The sequence below is a fragment of the Falsihalocynthiibacter sp. SS001 genome (assembly GCF_042445055.1).
Lineage (GTDB): Bacteria > Pseudomonadota > Alphaproteobacteria > Rhodobacterales > Rhodobacteraceae > Falsihalocynthiibacter.
In genome coordinates, this window is the sequence record NZ_CP170339.1 from 1866616 (window position 1) to 1884349 (window position 17734).

Annotated in this window: 18 protein-coding genes; 5 read left to right on the forward strand and 13 right to left on the reverse strand. The window is 53.4% G+C overall.

The window, feature by feature from the left end; all coding sequences use genetic code 11:
• Positions 1 to 248 precede the first annotated feature (248 nt).
• Positions 249 to 476: a ribbon-helix-helix domain-containing protein gene (locus ACFE33_RS09005; RefSeq protein ID WP_380052498.1), complete on the forward strand. Its 228-nt coding sequence runs from the start codon at positions 249 to 251 to the stop codon at positions 474 to 476.
• Here ACFE33_RS09005 and ACFE33_RS09010 read toward each other — a convergent pair.
• Positions 460 to 1827, reverse strand: a complete 1368-nt coding sequence (locus ACFE33_RS09010; RefSeq protein ID WP_380052500.1) for a cytochrome P450 — start codon at positions 1825 to 1827, stop codon at positions 460 to 462. The two genes, ACFE33_RS09005 and ACFE33_RS09010, sit on opposite strands and share 17 nt — an antisense overlap.
• The gene (locus ACFE33_RS09015; RefSeq protein ID WP_380052502.1) at positions 1824 to 3059 is read right to left on the reverse strand and encodes a hypothetical protein; all 1236 of its coding nucleotides are present in this window, start codon (positions 3057 to 3059) and stop codon (positions 1824 to 1826) included. The genes ACFE33_RS09010 and ACFE33_RS09015 overlap by 4 nt, the downstream gene beginning before the upstream one ends.
• Positions 3060 to 3149: 90 nt before the next feature.
• Here ACFE33_RS09015 and ACFE33_RS09020 point away from each other — a divergent pair, with 90 nt between their 5' ends.
• Complete coding sequence (locus tag ACFE33_RS09020; RefSeq protein ID WP_380052504.1) at positions 3150 to 3413, forward strand: sulfurtransferase TusA family protein; 264 nt, start codon at positions 3150 to 3152, stop codon at positions 3411 to 3413.
• 176 nt (positions 3414 to 3589) lie between these two features.
• Positions 3590 to 4120, forward strand: coding sequence for a chemotaxis protein CheD (locus ACFE33_RS09025; protein WP_380052506.1), 531 nt, complete (start codon positions 3590 to 3592; stop codon positions 4118 to 4120).
• A 1-nt stretch (position 4121) separates the two neighbouring features.
• Here the strand turns inward: ACFE33_RS09025 and ACFE33_RS09030 are convergent, their stop codons facing one another.
• The 3 genes from ACFE33_RS09030 to ACFE33_RS09040 are packed head-to-tail and all read right to left on the reverse strand — an operon-like array spanning position 4122 to position 7765.
• A complete protein-coding gene (locus ACFE33_RS09030; protein WP_380052508.1) occupies positions 4122 to 5333 on the reverse strand; it encodes a cation:proton antiporter in 1212 nt (403 codons plus the stop codon).
• A gap of 37 nt (positions 5334 to 5370) precedes the next feature.
• A complete protein-coding gene (locus ACFE33_RS09035) occupies positions 5371 to 5925 on the reverse strand; it encodes a hypothetical protein (protein ID WP_380052510.1) in 555 nt (184 codons plus the stop codon).
• Complete coding sequence (locus ACFE33_RS09040; RefSeq protein WP_380052512.1) at positions 5918 to 7765, reverse strand: glycerophosphodiester phosphodiesterase family protein; 1848 nt, start codon at positions 7763 to 7765, stop codon at positions 5918 to 5920. Before ACFE33_RS09040 ends, ACFE33_RS09035 begins: the two co-directional genes overlap by 8 nt.
• A 186-nt stretch (positions 7766 to 7951) precedes the next feature.
• On the opposite strand from ACFE33_RS09040, the gene ACFE33_RS09045 reads away from it, so the two are divergent.
• Entirely contained in the window at positions 7952 to 8989 is a 1038-nt protein-coding gene (locus ACFE33_RS09045) for a hypothetical protein (RefSeq protein ID WP_380052514.1), read from the forward strand.
• 4 nt (positions 8990 to 8993) lie between these two features.
• Here the strand turns inward: ACFE33_RS09045 and pgi are convergent, their stop codons facing one another.
• Genes pgi through zwf form a run of 3 tightly spaced genes read right to left on the reverse strand, consistent with a single transcriptional unit; the run spans position 8994 to position 12745 of the window.
• Positions 8994 to 10619, reverse strand: coding sequence for a glucose-6-phosphate isomerase (gene pgi / locus ACFE33_RS09050; RefSeq protein WP_380052516.1), 1626 nt, complete (start codon positions 10617 to 10619; stop codon positions 8994 to 8996).
• Positions 10620 to 11294, reverse strand: a complete 675-nt coding sequence (gene pgl, locus ACFE33_RS09055; RefSeq protein ID WP_380052518.1) for a 6-phosphogluconolactonase — start codon at positions 11292 to 11294, stop codon at positions 10620 to 10622.
• A complete protein-coding gene (gene zwf / locus ACFE33_RS09060) occupies positions 11291 to 12745 on the reverse strand; it encodes a glucose-6-phosphate dehydrogenase (RefSeq protein ID WP_380058691.1) in 1455 nt (484 codons plus the stop codon). Before zwf ends, pgl begins: the two co-directional genes overlap by 4 nt.
• Before the next feature lie 199 nt (positions 12746 to 12944).
• On the opposite strand from zwf, the gene ACFE33_RS09065 reads away from it, so the two are divergent.
• On the forward strand, positions 12945 to 13892 hold the full coding sequence (locus tag ACFE33_RS09065; RefSeq protein ID WP_380052520.1) for a radical SAM protein: 948 nt from the start codon (positions 12945 to 12947) through the stop codon (positions 13890 to 13892).
• On the opposite strand, the gene ACFE33_RS09070 is transcribed toward ACFE33_RS09065, so the two are convergent.
• The 5 genes from ACFE33_RS09070 to ACFE33_RS09090 form a co-directional block, all read right to left on the reverse strand.
• Complete coding sequence (locus tag ACFE33_RS09070) at positions 13889 to 14473, reverse strand: HNH endonuclease (RefSeq protein ID WP_380052522.1); 585 nt, start codon at positions 14471 to 14473, stop codon at positions 13889 to 13891. The two genes, ACFE33_RS09065 and ACFE33_RS09070, sit on opposite strands and share 4 nt — an antisense overlap.
• 172 nt (positions 14474 to 14645) lie before the next feature.
• A complete protein-coding gene (locus ACFE33_RS09075; protein WP_380052524.1) occupies positions 14646 to 15311 on the reverse strand; it encodes an alpha/beta hydrolase in 666 nt (221 codons plus the stop codon).
• Positions 15308 to 15928, reverse strand: coding sequence for a DNA-3-methyladenine glycosylase family protein (locus tag ACFE33_RS09080; protein WP_380052526.1), 621 nt, complete (start codon positions 15926 to 15928; stop codon positions 15308 to 15310). Before ACFE33_RS09080 ends, ACFE33_RS09075 begins: the two co-directional genes overlap by 4 nt.
• On the reverse strand, positions 15925 to 16674 hold the full coding sequence (locus ACFE33_RS09085) for a cobalt-precorrin-6A reductase (protein ID WP_380052528.1): 750 nt from the start codon (positions 16672 to 16674) through the stop codon (positions 15925 to 15927). Before ACFE33_RS09085 ends, ACFE33_RS09080 begins: the two co-directional genes overlap by 4 nt.
• Positions 16671 to 17717, reverse strand: coding sequence for a cobalt-precorrin-5B (C(1))-methyltransferase (locus tag ACFE33_RS09090; RefSeq protein WP_380058693.1), 1047 nt, complete (start codon positions 17715 to 17717; stop codon positions 16671 to 16673). Before ACFE33_RS09090 ends, ACFE33_RS09085 begins: the two co-directional genes overlap by 4 nt.
• Positions 17718 to 17734: the final 17 nt, after the last annotated feature.

Below are 17734 nucleotides of genomic sequence, written 5' to 3' on the forward strand. Positions count from 1 at the left end.
CGATGACGGCGCCTTTTTTCTTTTCTGGAAACAATTTATTAATTGAACTACCGATATACACGCTCGAAGATCTGTCTATTCGTGCGTTATTTCAACATTGCTTACGGTTTCTCAATAGGAATTCTCCTTGCAAATCCCGCTATGGTTGCGGCATCATGATACCATGCACTTTGAGTCAATCCTTTGAAAACAATAGGTTATCGAAATTAGGGGAATGATGGGCAGATAATGCCCACTGTATTAGAAGTATGAGTAAACGACCCAAGAAACGATCACTGACGTTGAACGGACACCGTACAAGCGTATCCCTTGAGGATGAATTCTGGGATTCATTCCGCGAAATTGCCAGCGCACGTCATATTCCCATCAACGCTCTCGCGGCTGAAATTGATGCAGAGCGCGGAATGGAAATGGGACTCGCCTCGGCGATCCGGCTACATATCCTTAAGCACTATCGCGCTATTCCCGTGTCCTAGGTTTAACTCGCAACCAAATCCCGTCTTTGGCGCGCACAGTCAAGTGTGCGACAGGAACGGGTGTGCGCCCCTCGACGGGCTTAAATTCCAGAGCGCGCACCAAAGTCGCGAGCAATAAGACCCCTTCGATCATCGCGAAGCCAGCACCGGTACACACGCGCGGACCTGCCGAAAACGGGATAAAGGCATCCCGCAGGCACGCTTTGCCATTTTCAGTCTTGAAACGGTCCGGATCGAACCCGTCCGGATTATCCCAAAGCCGTTCATGGCGCTGAACATGCCACGGCGAAATCACGATTTGTGAGCCTGTTGGAACCTCACGTTTTCGGAATTCCTGCGGACAAGCAGCCTCACGCACCATCATCGGGACGGGAGGGTAAAGACGAAGCGTCTCGCGAAAGACATCCCGTGTGTAACGAAGCTTGGAGATATCCGAAAACTCAAGCTCTCGATCACCAGCAACGCTCTGAATTTCATCATAAATCCGCGCCTGATCTGTCGGATTTTTCGCCAGAAGATAGAGCGCCCAAGCCATAGCGCTCGCACTTGTTTCATGCCCCGCCAAAAAGAAAATCGCGACCTGATCGACCATCTCACTCTTGGAAAAACGCTCACCAGTCTCTGGATCGGTCATCGTCATGATCTTGGTCGCAAGATCATTAGGAGCCTTCCCCATTTGAATATCTTGCGCCCGTTCATCGACAAGCGTGGCGATGAGAGAGCGAATTTTCCGAGCAGTTTCCTTCGTGCTCTTGCGGTGAAACCGTGGCATCCACCGCGGGAGCGGAATAAAGGCGGCAACGTTCAAAAGCGGCTGATTGCGCTGATAGGTTCGAAAAAGAGTAAAGACTTCAGACGCAATGTGATGGCTGATCGGTATTGAAAACAATGTGCGAAAGATGATGTCGGCGGCCGCAAAGCTTGTCGCCTCCTCCATCTCTTGCGCGCTATTTTCGGCGATCCGATCACGCGCGTCATTACAAGCGTCCTGCATCGCAGGAAATGTATCCCGCAGGCGACCGCCCTCAAACGCGGGGTCAATGATCCGTCGTTGTTTTTTCCAAACATCACCATTAGTTAGGAAAACCGAGTTCCCCAATAAGGGTCGCAAACCCTCGCTTATGCGCTCTGATTTCGGGAACTCATCTGGGGACCGCTTGAGAACCTCTTCGATCAAATCAGGTTGATTGATCAAAAAAGAACGAAAAAATGGTGTCCTAAACTCCGCCATCCAAGCGCGGTAGAGCTTCTGCGGTTGCGCGGAAAGAATGTCCTGCCGAAACGCGCGCATATAGCGAATTAGAGTTGTTTTCTCACCCCGTGATTTTGGTTTTGGCGGTATGGGTCTCATGTGTCCGTATAGCTCGACACTGCGATATCGATCCGTGACGGAGATGGATCACGGTGCGCATAGCGCTCTTTAAGAGTGAGCGGACCGGCGGTGATTTGAAAATAATCGTAATCTCCAGGGCGATCGAACGCGCATAGATACTGAAAATGTAGACGGAAATACCTTCGTTTCATGCTCAGGAGTTTCTCAGGACTAAGCGTATTTGTGTATGCGGCCGAAAGCACAAGCGGCCAGCGCTTGCGGGGTGTCGCCACGCCGGACACTGCCACCGGATCGCAGAGCGCGAACGAACAACCGTCACTCGGGGCGCTCACGTCGACCCACGCGATATCCTCTCGCTCGGAAACGGTTACAAGGTCGCGGCGCAATCGTTGAGCCTTGGGCAAGAAACTTAGCATTGGAACAACCTGCCCCAAAGACAAAAATCCAATCGCTGGTCCACCCGTTCTATCGCCCCTTCTCCGCAACACATCTGCGAGCGCTGATACAGCCAAGTGAACGCCGGATGAGTGACCAACAATTAAGACCTCGTCATAGTCTCCAGCCAAGGCTCGCTCAATCTGTTGAGTGAATTCCGCCAGTTTTTCCTCAATTTGTGGGGTGTATGCTCCCTTCAATTGCGCGGTGTATGCGAAGTTATGCATAAGGTAGTATGCTAATATTCTGCTGTCGTGTTTCTTGAATTGCCTCAGGACCAAAATAATGACTGGAGGGAAAAGCACCCACCCCGCTCTTGGATAAATCAATCCCGAAACTAGCGAACTCACGAAAACCGCTGCCAGCACCGCAACGAGAAGTTGAGCGATGAGCATAACAATCGGATAAAACGCAGCGACCGCAGCACCTTTGCTAAGCCAAACTACTCGTCTAATCGCGCCCGTAGAAAAGTATATCCACGCAGTGACCAAAAGCTGCCAATAGGTCGCCAGAATCCCATGACCCATTGAGGATTTCACGATCTCTGACCACATAAGGACCGTTACTTCTGTCTGTACCTCCTTGCCTTCAAAAATCCCGTCAACCGACCAGCCAAATTTTGAAGCCCTTAACCGTTTCTTGGGCATTGATAACGCATAGCCCGAGATTTCGGCCTGCTGCGCGCCCTCTCTCCGGTACAGTTCCCGATAGCGCCGCGGGTGAATCGGATCAAAGCCTGGGACATAGAAAACATGTCTTCGTTTCACATAAGTTAACGGCTCTGCATTTTCTTGGCGCGGTGGCACAGAAGGCATTTTAGGTAGCTCATTTCGTTGTCTTTTCTTACCCTAACCAGAATGTTTGAACGAAAATAGCCCCTTGTTCCAATCATCGGCGGAACTCATATGGACAGCGATTTTCTCTCCCGATATTGTTACATTATGGAAGCTAACAAGACGCTCGACACACTCGGATTACTTTGCCCTCTGCCGGTTCTAAAGGCGCAGAAGGCATTGAAATCAATGGATAGTTCAGAAGTTCTTGCGCTCCTAGCGGACGACCCTGCTGCCGAGATCGACGTTCCGCATTTCTGCACAGAATCCGGCCATGCGTTTCTTGGACAAGAAGTCGCGGAGCACGGCACGCTCTATTTTATTGGCTGCAAGTAATTTCTTCTGACAATTTTATTCGAATTGTACGGGCAAATGTGATGACCGCGGATATAGAGTGACGAAAAATTAACGTCTTGCCCTTTAGATCGAGTCATCGGTTTCATGAGCTACAGAAGGAGCGCGTCGTTTGAGTATTGGAAGAAGCAAACGCCCAATCACCAAAGGCTTTGGCGATGAATGCCGTCAATAGCATCGAGGCATTCGTGAAATCCGTCCACATCGCGCAGGGTGAGTATTTCGTTTCAAATAAAACGGATGTGTTGATCTCAACTGTACTTGGGTCATGCGTAGCGACCTGCCTCTGGGATGCGCGCGCGGGTGTTGGTGGAATGAACCATATTCTCCTGCCTCAGGATTTATCAAACAGTCCGATGTCACAAATGCACGGTATTAACGCGATGGAGATTTTGATCAACGAGATGCTCAAACTTGGCGCAGTAAAATCGCGTATTCGTGCCAAGCTATTCGGAGGTGCAAAAATGGTGGTTGGCCTCTCGAATATCGGGCTCCGAAATAGCAGGTTCGCGGCAGATTTTCTTCGACAGGAGCAAATCCCATGCGAGGCGCAGAGCCTTGGTGGAGTTGAGGCGCGCCGTATTCAATTCTGGCCGTCCACAGGCCGCGCCAGACAAAAGTTTGTTACCAACGCACCCGTGGAAACTCCAATAGTTGGGGAGCAGGCGAATGACGTCGAGTTGTTCTAATTCAGCTATCTTCGCCGATATTTTCGGGAAGGTTTCGTGTCTTATTTCCAAACCACGGGGCACAAAGAGTTGCGGTAACGCCATGGAGTAAAGCGCTTATCCATACCGCGTTGATTGCTATGTTAAGGACGCTTTCACCAAACTCTGGCACCATATCTTCGTAGACCAGCATCGCAAATAGCGCCGTCGCCAATCCACGAGGACCAAACCATCCAAAGAATAGCCGCGTCAAAGGAGAAGCATCTGTCCCGATGAGTGAAATCCATATCGCAACGGGTCGAACTATGACCAAGCTAGATAGAATTAAAACGAAGGACCGCATATCGAGCGAGGCTATGGCCTCTGGAACCAGCACGGCTCCGAGTAAGAAGAATGATACCCACGAAAGGAGCTGCCCTTCACTTTCGGTGAATTCATAAACAAACTCGAACTGGCCGCGGACGATCGCGCCAAAGGACAACCCCGCGACGAAAGCTGCGATAAAGCCATTCCCACCAATCGATAACGCGCAGGTGTAAGAAAGCGCCGCCAACGCAAGTGCGGCTAGGCCTTCGAAAGTGTCCGAAGTTAACTTCTCTCTTGTTGCGCGCGCAAGGCTCATCGCACCCACAGTTCCGATCACAATGCCAGCTATCGGCCCCAAAACGAGTTGCCTCGTAATGAACCAGCCCCACCCATCGCTTGGCGCAAATGCGGCCTCTGATGCAAAGGCGGCGGATATCAGGACAAGCGGAAGCGCCAATCCGTCGTTTAGCCCGCTTTCGATGGTCAATGCGCGTCGCGCTCGCTCGGGAACTGCTTTGTTCGTCACCACCGACAGACCAAGCGCGGCGTCAGTTGGTACCAATATCGCCGAAATCAACGCAATCGCGGCCAGTGGCCAGCCAGGCATAATCAGCCACCCCACTGCAATCCCGAGCACAAAACCGACGGGCAGTCCAATAGCCAACATCCGTTCTGGCCAAACGTGGCGTTTCTTGACTGCAAAAATGTTGATCTTTGCCGCATCGAGAAAGAGGAGCACCACCAATGTGACCTCAGCGACAAGATGCAGGATTTCGGTGAAGTCATCCTCTGGGATCAAGCCGACACCATCCAACAGCACACCAAATGCCAAAAACGCCATCGGGGCCGTAACGACAGTCGAACTCAGGCGCTTGGCGACGGTGCTAAAGGCGAAGAGAAAAAAGGCGAAGGCCAAATAAGCGGTCATCATTTATTCCTAAGCTCAGCCGGCTCAAAAGAGTCCCTTACTCCCAGAAACATGACGGATATCCATACCCCCACCGCCAAGAAAGGCCGCTGCAAGGAGCGCCGCCCAATCGCACCGCATTAAACATACCGTCTGCAATAAGCTTGTAGACGACATTAATCGTGTCAGGTTGTGCCGCGAACTCTTCTGCGAGTGTTAGACGCCGCGCTTCTCCGTCGAGAAAAACGCATTGCCGTAGAGTTTCGTCTGCTGACAAACGCGCTTCGTAACTCTCGCTCGCCGTCGCCGCATTGCTTGCATTATGATAGGCTCGGTCATGGGTCACACAGCAACTTTCCCATGGCGGCGATGCTTTGTAGGTTTCCGCGAGCCGAGGAAGGATGCTCGCAACGGGTTCCCATGTCGCGGACATACCCCCGCTACAGCCATCGGTTTCAAACGGTGCCAGCGACGTGTTCGCATCCTCCAAAACCCGAAAAAGTGCTTCGTGCCTCGGCAATTCGACTGCGCGCGATATGCGATCAACGATTGGCGTGTCCGAGGATGCCTCTGTCGCCGCGCAAATGAGAACAAAAGCGAGAGTTCTACGCATCTTCGGCCTTTGCGACTAGGTTTTTAGGGGCAAGCTCAATAAAATCGGCCACCCAAAGAACAAGGAGTTCCGATGTTGAAAGACCCGCGCGCAATTCCAGAACTTGACGCGCGCGCGCGGGTTCATCGGTGATAAGCCCGTCAACGCCCATTGAAATCAGGCTCGACATTTGAACGGGATCATTCACGGTCCACGCATAGACATCTTTATTCTGCGCATGGGCTTGCCTGACCAATCGCCGCGATATTTGTCCCGCATTGAGGGCGAGGAAATCTGCATCAAGCCCCGTCACGTCCCCTACTGCCGTCGCGGCCAATACGCCTAGGCGCCACTCAGGCCGCATCGAACGCAGTTTCTGAACCGCTGGATATTTAAGTGACATCAGCGCAACCTGATCGGCCATTTCGTATTCTTCGACCAAATCAATCACTTTTTGCTCAAGGTTTACGTCGTGGCCGTAGTACTTCAACTCGATCACAACTTTGGAGCGACCCTTCGCGGCCTCAAGCACATCCTTGAGCAATGGGGTCCGCTCGTCGGCGTATTCTTCGCTAAACCAGCTCCCGATATCGATGCGATCAAGGTCGGGGCGCGTGGCCTCCCACGTTTTGAGCGGATCATTCGCAAGTTTCATGAAATCTGAATCATGCGCGATGATGAGTTCACCCTCGGCGGATTCTTGGACGTCGATCTCCACCCAATCCGTTCCGTCATCCAGCGCTTGGTTAACCGATGCCATGGTGTTTTCGGGCCGCAGGCCAGCCGCGCCACGATGCGCGATGATCTCGACATCAGTGTTCCGCTCTACTTTTTCGAACAAGAAGCTGGCAAAAAATGCCCCAGCGACCAAAACCGCAACGGCGCCACTTATGACGCCCCAGAGCGGCAGAGATGCTTCCTCTTCTGTGATCCCGGTATTCTTCCAGCCGCGACCCGAGACTTTGACGAAACGCTCGTATAACAAATGCGCGAGCGCTCCGTTTATGACACTGGTAACGGCGACATAAACGATACCCCAAACTGCGAAAACCGCCATTAATATCAGCGCAGTAAGGCGCAGGTTGACCTGAGCAAGATCAAGTACGATCGCGGTCAATTTGGTGAATAGCAGAACAACCAATGTCGTCAGGACAAATCGCACTAACACCCAAATAATCACATCCTTGACCAGCCCCCAACGCTGCCCCTTGAGGCGCTCACGGCTTTGTTTCAAGGCCTCTAACGTCGAGAGTTTTTCAAGCATGACATAATGCAGGGCGACACCCCAACCCGACAAAAACGAGAGCAGAACAATCGCGCCAATCAACAATATTGCGGCGATGAGAACCGCAGAACGTATGAACTCTGGCGGCCAATAGGTCAGGTAGTAGTTAATATCGAACTCGGTGATATTGCGCAGCGCGATCCATGCCGACAACAATAAGAACGGTGCCGAGATCACAACAATCCGAATGATCAGACCGAGACAAAAGAGAAAAAGCGGCCAGAGTTGCGGCACAATAAACCCGATGCCTTTGCGGATTGCGGAGATTGCGCTGCGCTCTTTGCTCTCTATGATGACGGTCATCACCGCAAAATCAATAATGAGTGCCGTGATAATCAAACTGCTCACCAACAATGTACCGACCAACCCGAAGGGCGATAGAACAAAGGCCGCAATATCTTGGTCAGTGATCGCGGACTGATTTGACGCTCGAATAACCAACGCCAGCACGATGCCAATGAGTGGAGCGACAATCGCCGCGACCAAAATCTGAAACGTCAGATGCGTCCCAAAGAGCGCCCACCAATGCTGCCGCGCGACCTGAAACGAGGTTAATACTTTGCGGATCCGTTCCATAATATTCTCTTTTTCTAATCGGTTGCGGGTAATCCCTTACTCTATAAAGCGCAATTGCGGGGCGTGGTTCAACAAATCATTACACCGATGCACGGATATTGACAGGAACGTGGTCACAGGCTCAAAGTGATAAATGCCCTCTTGGGTAATATTATTCGTGTTTATAGGCTCATTATGATTTCCCGAGTGGCCCACCTTCTTATTGCAGGGGCGCTTTTGCTCTCATCAAGCATCATGGCGTCTGCGCAGATTTCCGATACACGCGTCATTGGCTGTGAGTTGCCGATCATTCGTACAGGTCTACGCCCCACGCCCGAAGCGGGTCCGACCGAAGTGAAGGTGTCGCTTGTGGTATCGGATTTTCTGGGCGTCAACGATGTGGATCAGCAGCTTGATCTGGACATCTATGCGTTATTTCAGTGGACTGATCCTCGGCTTGCGGCGAATGCGGGCTGTCGTTTTGGAAGGACAGAGGTCTGGTTTCCGCGGATCGCCTTGCTTAATTCGTCAAATCTGCGCGCCCTTAACACGAATGCGCTTAATCAGGTTTCCGTCGGCGAAGGGGGCGTAGTGACCTACCGTCAACGCTTCACTGGCGAGATTTCAAGCTATCACAATCTAAGCCGCTTTCCGTTCGATCAACACGAATTCAAAGTCGAGTTCGCCGCCCTTGAGGCTGATGTTCAAGAATTGCAGTTCATCGCCGATAGCGAAAATACTTGGATTGCAGAGACTCTGAATATCGAGGGCTGGTTCGTGCATGGCGTTGAAATCATGTCAGGGAACAGGACATTTCGCGATACGGGAGAAATCCGGAGTGCCATCTCTCTCTCGATTTTTGCCGACCGCAACCCCGGATATTTCTTGTATCGGGTGATGTTGCTACTTTCGTTCGTGGTCTGCATGTCTTGGGCGATTTTCTGGATTCCGCCAAGCAGGTTTGAGTTCCAAATCGGCCTTGGCGCGACCTCTATGCTGACCGCGATTGCCTTTACGCTTTCCATCGCGAGTGATCTGCCCAAGCTTGGCTATCTGACAATCATGGACAAGTCGTTAATCTGGGCGGTGACCCTGATTTTCCTGACTATTGTCGAGGCCCTGATCGCAGGTCTATTGGTGTTGCGCGAACGCGAAAACGCGGCAATCAGGCTCGATCAGGTGTCCCGCTTTGTCTTTCCCGCATTGTTGATAGGTGGTTGGTATTTCATCATACAAACCACCTAAACGCTTACTCGTCCCTTAAGAATTTAACGAGCATTTGGGTTGATGCATCCTTGTGCTCGGCACTTTCCTCGCCCGAGACAATCGGCTCAAGAGCAACGGCAAGCTCTTTGCCTAGTTCGACTCCCCATTGATCAAACGAGTTTAATCCAAGCAGAACGCCCTCAACAAATACTCGATGTTCATAAAGGGCAATGATCTGTCCCAACACGAAGGGTGTAAGTTTCGGATAAATCAGCGTCGTACTCGGACGGTTCCCCGCAAAGACACGATGCCGCGCCTGACGTTCAAGCTCCGCACCCGTCAGCCCTTTGGCCGCCATAATCTCGGTTGCGGTCTCAAGCGAACGGCCATTCATCAGGGCCTCGGATTGCGCAAGGCAATTGGCCATTAGCAAGCGATGTTGATGCGCCAACTCTGGTTCAAACCCTTCGCGCGCAACCATAAATTCGCAGGGAATAACGCGCGTGCCTTGATGGATAAGCTGATAGAACGCGTGTTGCCCATTGGTGCCCGGCTCTCCCCAAACCACAGGGCCTGAATTAACCGCGAGATCGTTGCCATCCATCGCAACGGATTTCCCGTTACTCTCCATTTCCAACTGTTGCAGATAAGCCGGTAGTCGCAAAAGCCGCTGTTCATACGGCAGAACCGCGCGCGTGGCATAGCCGCATCCCTGATTGTGCCAAATCCCGACCAACGAGAGGAGAACAGGCATATTCTCGGCCATCGGTGCCGTCTTGAAATGGACGTCCATCGCCTCTGCACCCGTCAGAAACGCGCGGAAGTTTTCAGGCCCAATCGCGATCATCAAGGGCAATCCAATCGGCCCCCAGATGGAATACCGACCGCCGACCCAATCCTCAAAACCGAAAACGCGCTCATCCGCGATCCCAAAGGCGCTGGTTTTTTCTTGTGCCGAGCTTAGGGCACCAAACTGCGTCGCTGGGTCGGCGACCTTGGTCGCCATCCATTCACGGGCGGTTTCGGCATTGGTCATTGTTTCGATTGTCGTGAAGGTCTTGGACGCCACCAAAACGAGAGTCGTCTCAGGGTTAAGCCCCTGAAGGACATTCGAAATATGCGCACCATCCACGTTGGAAACATAATGCACGCGCGGGCCGTCGTGATATGGGGCGAGCGCCAGCGTTGCCATAACAGGTCCCAGATCGCTGCCGCCGATGCCGATATTCACGACATCCGTAATCTGTCCACCCTGCCCCTTATAGTTGCCCGAACGCACATCTGCGGCGAAGCTTTCCATCCGTGATAAAGTCTCGAGAACATCAGGCATGACGTTCTCACCCGCGACTTCAACAGGACCACCGCGCAGGTTGCGCAATGCCGTATGAAGCACCGCGCGCCCCTCGGTTTCATTGATTGGTTCGCCCAAGAACATCGCATCGCGGCGCTCTTCAAGACCGGCTTGGCGCGTCATCTCGAGCAGCAACTCAAGCGTTTCCGCATCAATATTGGTCTTCGAGTAGTCAAACAGAATTGGGCCGCTGTCGGATGGTGTCTTCACCGAAAAATCGGCGGCACGCGCCCCGTTATTCTCGGCAAGTAGGTCTGCAATACGACGGGATTTTACCGCCTCGGCACGTTTGGCAAGCTTTGCGAAATCAACGGTCATTTAGGCTGCCCAATGGATAGTTGCCCCAGACAAAACAGCACAAATCGGCGCTTGCATGGGGTCGTTAAGAGAAATGGCTTTGTCCAACGCGGCGCGTTTTTCTTCGCCAGTGATCAACACGTGCCGATGTTTTGCCCCCGCAAGGATACGCGCGCTAAGCGTGATGCGTGGCTCCGGCGCACCGGGCGCACGCATTGGCAAGAGAACTGGCGCATCTGGCGCGAAAGCCTCGGCAAGGAGGTCAGCTTCTGGGAAGATACTCGCGGTATGCATATCCGTGCCCATTCCGACAACGCACACGGTAAGGGGCAGCACCTTTTCAATTCCTTCCGCCAGTTCGGCGAGACGGTCTTCTGGACGATCCGCGGGCGCATAAAGTGGCATCAGTTTCGCGACGGCGGCCTTGTTCTGAAGGAGCCGACGACGCAAGAGCGCGGTGTTTGAACGTTCGCTGGTTTCTGGCACCCAGCGTTCATCGCCCAACATGACCGAAACATTTTCCCATTCCAGATCGGTTTCCGACAGACTGTCAAAAATCGGACCGGGCGTGGTTCCTCCGGGCACGGCCAAGGAAGCAGCCCCAGAAGACGCAATTTCAGTGCGGAGTTCATCGACGATCACAGATGCGAGCCCTGCCATCAACGCTTCGCGGCTCTCATATTCAATACGTTTCATTCTTTGATCTCTCTCCAGCGGCGTCCATCACGGTGCATCAGCATCAAGGCATCCTCGGGCCCCGAGCTTCCGGGCTCATAGGGGCGCGGCGTGTCGCCACGCTCTTGCCAACCCTCGATGATCGGATCGGTCCATGTCCAAGCGGCCTCAACCTCATCGCCGCGCATAAACAGCGTTTGGTTGCCGCGAATAACATCCATGATAAGCCGCTCATAGGCGTCTGGCACATCTTCGGCATCCGGACCGAGCGCCTCGGCAAAGCTCATATCAAGCGGCACTTCCATCAGGCGCATACCGCCCGGACCAGGCTCCTTGATGGTAACGCGAAGATTCATGCCTTCGTTTGGTTGCAACTGAATGGCCAGAACGTTCCCGCGCCGGCCTTCTTGTGGGCCAAAGATCGAGTGCGGCGGATCCTTGAAAACAACGGCGATTTCGCTTGTGCGCGCACGCAGACGTTTCCCTGTGCGCAAATAAATCGGCGTGCCCTTCCAGCGCCAATTCGAGATGTTTACCTTCATTGCGATAAAACTCTCGGTCTTGCTGTCGGGGTTTTCGGCCTCTTCGACATAAGAAGGGCCCTTTTCATCCGCTGTATAGCGACCGCGCACGATTTCCTTGGGCGATACAGGATCGAGCGCGCGAATAACCTTGAGCTTCTCATCGCGAACGGCATCTGGCTCGAACTCATTCGGTGGCTCCATCGCGATCAGGCAAAGGAGCTGCATCAAGTGGTTCTGAACCATGTCACGCATCGCGCCGGAGCGGTCGTAATAGGCGCCACGGCTCCCGACGGCGACGGTCTCTGCCGCCGTAATCTGGATGTGATCGACGTATTGGCTGTTCCAGAGCGGTTCAAACAGGATGTTGCCAAAGCGCACAGCCATCAGGTTCTGAACCGTTTCTTTGCCCAAATAGTGGTCGATGCGATAAATCTGGCTCTCGTCGAAATGCTCTGCCAATACACCGTTCAATTCCTTGGCCGAAGCCAGATCGCGCCCGAAGGGTTTTTCTACAACGATACGGCTTTCTTTGTCGGCGATCTTGAAGGTATGCAGACGCTCCGCCAAATCCCCGAACAGGCTTGGCGCGACAGAGAAATAAAAGGCCTTTACCACACCCTTACGAGTCGTTTTCTTAAGCTCGCTCCAGCCGCCCTCGCCCTTGGCGTCGATAACGATATACGACAGCAATTCAAGGAAACCGCTAATCGACTCAGCATCGCGGTATTTCTCTGGAACGAATTCCTCAATCGCGGCGCCAATCACCTTGCGATAATCGTCGCTATCCTGTTCCTGACGCGCAGCACCGATAATGCGTGCGCCTTCGGGCATTTGCCCTGAACGGTACCGACGATATAGGCCCGGAAGGATTTTACGGCGTGCAAGGTCGCCTGTCCCACCAAAAATGACCAAATCAAAATCTTCTACTGGAATGACGCGCGATACCATTTGGCCCTCGTTTTGCATAAAGCGCTCCCGAAACCCTTGGCTTGTTAGCGCTAACTGTTTGTCTCGGGCGACTAATAACGCCCCCGTCTTCACAAGTCTAGCATGCATGCCCTCTATCACAACTGTGTCAGGCATTTTCTTTTCTCTTTTCGTCCCTTAACGCTGACGGTACCAAGGACCCAGATCAAAGAGGGCCGATATGAAAGATAACCACATCGCCAATCAGGGCAAATTTCAGGATCCATTCGTAACGGCCAAAGGCGAAGAACGCGCCCATGTTACCTTGAGCAATCCGCAAACGCTTTGGTTTAATACGGGCACCCTTTGTAACATTGCTTGCACGAACTGTTATATCGAAAGTTCGCCCAAGAATGATGCGTTGGTCTATATCACCGCTGACGAAGTAAGCGAATACTTACAGCAGCTTACAGAGCGTTCTTGGAACGTCCGCGAAATCGGCATAACGGGTGGCGAGCCCTTTATGAACCCCGAGATCATAGAGATTCTTACCCGTAGCCTTGACGCTGGATATGATGTCTTGCTGCTCACAAACGCGATGCAGCCTATGATGCGCAAATCGGTTCGTGCGGGTTTGGTGCCATTGATCGAGAAGTACCGCGACAAACTCACTTTTCGTATCTCGCTCGATCACTTCACTCAGGAAAAGCATGACGAAGTGCGCGGCCCCGGTTCTTTTGAACGGACGATCGAAGGGATGGAATGGCTTCGCGATCAAGGTGCGCAGATTGCTTCGGCTGGTCGTCTGCTCTGGGATGAAACCGAAGAGGATGCGCGGCGCGGATTGGGCGAACTTTTTGCCAAGCACCGTTTTGATATAGATCCGCAAAATCCTGCGCAATGCGTGCTGTTTCCAGAGATGGATGAGAACGTAGAAGTCCCCGAAATTACAACGGCTTGCTGGGGTATACTTGATGTAAAGCCCGAAAGCGTCATGTGCGCCAGTTCGCGGATGGTCATCAAGCGCAAAGGCGCGGCAAAGCCATCGGTCCTCGCATGTACCCTATTGCCATATGCGCCCGAATTCGAGCTTGGCGAAACCTTGGAACAGGCAGAGCGCCCCGTGCGCTTGAACCACCCACATTGCGCCAAGTTCTGCGTTCTTGGTGGCGCGAGTTGCTCTGGCTAGGCGTCTAGCTCCGTATCCCAATACAGAAAGTCCATCCAGCTTTCGTGCAGGAAGTTTGGCGGGAACTTGCGCCCGTTATTTTGAAGCTCTTGGACATCGGGCCGCCTTACGGGCTTGCGAAGGTGCATTCCCGCTTGTCGCAATGATTTGCTCCCCTTCTTGAGGTTGCAAGGCGAACAAGCCGCAACAACGTTCTGCCAACTCGTGATCCCACCCGCCGCGCGTGGAATCACATGGTCAAACGTCAGATCACCTTTGCTTCCGCAATACTGGCACCGAAACTCATCGCGCAAGAAAAGGTTAAAGCGCGTAAACGCCACTTGCGTCCGAGGCCGCACATATTCCTTGAGCACCACAACCGAGGGCACGCGTATTTGCGTGGTCGGACTGTGCACGTAGTGATCATATTCTGCAATGATATCAACACGATCCAGGTATGCGGCCTTGATCGCTTCCTGCCACGGCCAGAGCGATAGCGGGAAATACGAAAGCGGCCGATAATCCGCATTCAGAACCAAAGCTGGGTGTTGCTTTAATTTACTAGGTTCACGAGTGAATTCAGTTCGAAAATCGCCGTCCATGGGTCAAACTTCCCTACCCTGTCTACTGTACCCAGCGTCAGGGCGAGGAACCCGCCCTAGCCTGTGGATAACTATATATAGGTTCAACAATCTGGCAAGCCTCTTGATGTTGAGAAATGCCATGCTTTGAGCCTATTTGGACAAGGTAACGACCATGTGACAGAGTTTTGGCCTAGGAATACCCCAGTTTCTGCATCAAAAACTGGTTCGCCACGCTTAAACCATCGGGCGCGATACTATGCGCCGTTCCCTGCATCACATGGGCGTAAACTTCGAATCCGGCCTTGGATAGCGCGTCACCCGCTTCTGAAAGCGATTGCGGCGGCACAACGTCATCCTGATCTCCGTGAATGAGCATCACAGGCGGTTTGCTAATCGCTTGTTCCTCAAGCAATTCGGGCACAAGTAGCCGACCAGAAAAGGCAACGACACCTGCGAACGTCTCGGCGCGGCGCGGCGCGACATGAAGCGCCATCATCGTGCCCTGGGAGAATCCAAAGAGCACGCAATTCTCGGCCGCAACCCCTTGTTCCTCAAGAAGAGTATCAAGAAACGCGTTCAAATCCGCACTCGCAGCGACAAGTCCTGCCTTCGCCTGCTCTTCGGTGCTGCCATCAATCCAGGGGATCGGAAACCACTGAAGCCCAAACGGCATACCCGCAATTGCGTCGGGCGCATCAGGGGCAACGAAAACGGTATCCTTAAGGTGCGGCGCCAATGGATCGGCCAGCCCAAGAAGGTCCGCGCCATTCGCGCCATACCCGTGCAGGAAAACGACCATGGATTTTGCCTGACCAGACAGGGGCGCGCGCGTTGCGTATTTGAGGGTACGTGTCATCGGATGCCTTCTCTTTGTTTTGCTATGTGGTAATAGGCCCAGAGAAGCCGCGCTGCAACCGCACGATGGGGCGACCAAGCCTGCGCCATCTCGCGGAACTCTCGCTCCTTCGGGCGTTCATCCAGTTCAAACAAAATCCGTGCGCTTTCTTGAAGTGCCAGATCTCCTGGCGCAAAGACATCCGCGTGACCCAATGAAAACATTGCATAAATCTCGGCTGTCCACGGTCCAATTCCCGAAACTTCGGTCAGTATCTCTACGACTTCCTCACTCGGCGCAGATCGCAAAGCACGATAATCGATCCGAGCTTCGGCAAGGGCGCGGGCATAGCGCATCTTCTGGCGGCTCAGGCCGCAGGCGCGCAGTTCCTCATCTGTGGCCCACATAATTTTACGCGGTCCGGTAAGCTTGGCATCTTTCAACCGTTTCCATATCGCATCAGCCGAGGCCACGCTCACCTGTTGGCTCACAATCGCATCAAAAAGTGCTGCGAACCCATCTTTGCGGCGACGCAACGGCAGTGGTCCTGTTGCCTCATATGCCGCGGCAAAGCGTGGCTCTATCGCGGCCAGACCAAGCGCATGAGTATGAACATCTTCTAATGTTTCTATGATCATACAGTGCGAACCTTATGTTGAATTATCCAGTCCATCGCCGCATCAACTGTCGACACATGATCACCTTTGGGGAGCGGTGGCCGCTTTATCATCAGCACCTTAATACCCAAGCGCCGCGCAGCATCCAGCTTGGTACGGCTTGGCGCGCCTCCTGCATTCTTGACTATCAGCACATCAACCTTGCGATCAGTGAATAGATCCATCTCATGCTCCACCGAAAATGGCGGCTTTCCAATGAGATACTCGCCATTCTCAAAGGGAAATGGTTGCTCTGGCGGGTCAATCTGTCGGCAAATCAGATGCCGTCCCGCAAGGTTCGCAAAACTGGCAAGCGTACCGCGCCCCGTCGCAAGGAAAACCGTCGCGCCGTTGGGGATGTGATCTTTGGCCTCTTCTGGGGTGTTGAGCATGATCCAATCGTCACCCTCCTGAGGCTCCCAAGCAGCCCTTCGAAGATGCAGATAAGGGATCGAATTGTCGTGACAAATACTTGATGTCCGCTCGGAAATACGCGCCGCGAACGGATGCGTCGCGTCCACAACCAAATCAAAACCTTCGCGCAGGATGTAGCGTTCTTGCGCTGCACGACCGCCAAAGCCCCCAACGCGTGTTTCAAGCGGGAGTGGTGTCGGGTATCGCGTTGCCCCCGCAAGCGACGCAATTGCCGTAACATCCTGATCCGAAGCGATTAACGCCGCTAATCGTCGGGCCTCTCCAGACCCTGCAAGCATCAGAACCTTAATCATTCGCTCGCCCGCCCAATGATATCGCCACGTCGATTTATGATGACGACACCCGCCTTTGTCTCGGTGTCGCGCAGTTGAACGCGCACTTGCTTTAGGGCTTCATGCGCTACCTTAGATGATATATTTTCACCATACTTTTCATATACTTCAAGTGCTGTATTCATCTCTGCTATATCAGGTGCAGAGCAGAGTTCTGCCAATCGCTCGAAATCAACCTGACTACGCCCCGAATGAAGATCCACGGCACCTTGGGCAAGTTTCACCATTTTGCCGATACCGCCGCCAATCGTTATGCGCTCAACGGGATGGGTACGGAGGTATTTTAGCAATCCACCAGCGAAATCGCCCATATCCAGCATCGCTTCGGATGGAAGATCATAGAGCTCCCGAACGACCCTCTCGCTGGTGGCGCCGGTGCAGCCCGCAACATGGTGAATTGCAGAGGCCCGCGCCACGTCTACACCGCGGTGAATCGATGCGATCCACGCGGCACAACTAAATGGCCGCACAACGCCAGTGGTGCCCAGCACCGACAAACCTCCAACAATTCCGAGACGTGGGTTCCATGTTTTCAGAGCTATCTCCGCGCCGTTATCTATCGAAATCTCAATCTCGACACATGGCTCCTCATTGAACTGCGCTGCAAGCTCCAAAACAACATCACGCATGAGTTGGCGCGGAACGGGGTTAATCGCAGGCTCGCCGACGCCTATCGGCAATCCGGGTTTGGTGACTGTCCCGACGCCATTACCGGCGGCAAATCTGATACCAGTGCCGCCAAGCGATACTTTGGCGCGGATCGTTGCGCCGTGCGTAACGTCAGGATCATCACCCGCATCCTTGATAATCGCCGCCTCGGCCCAATCCGCGCCGTTTGATGCCTCAACGATGGTGAAATCTGGCGTTTCTCCGCGTGGGAGCGTAATCGAGACTTCCTCTACCGACGCGCCGCCCCAAAGCTGCAAGAGCGCCGCCTTGGTCGCCGCCGTCGCACAGGCGCCCGTGGTCCAACCACGGCGCAACACTTTGGTCTCGTTGTTCATCGTGCTGACTATAGGGG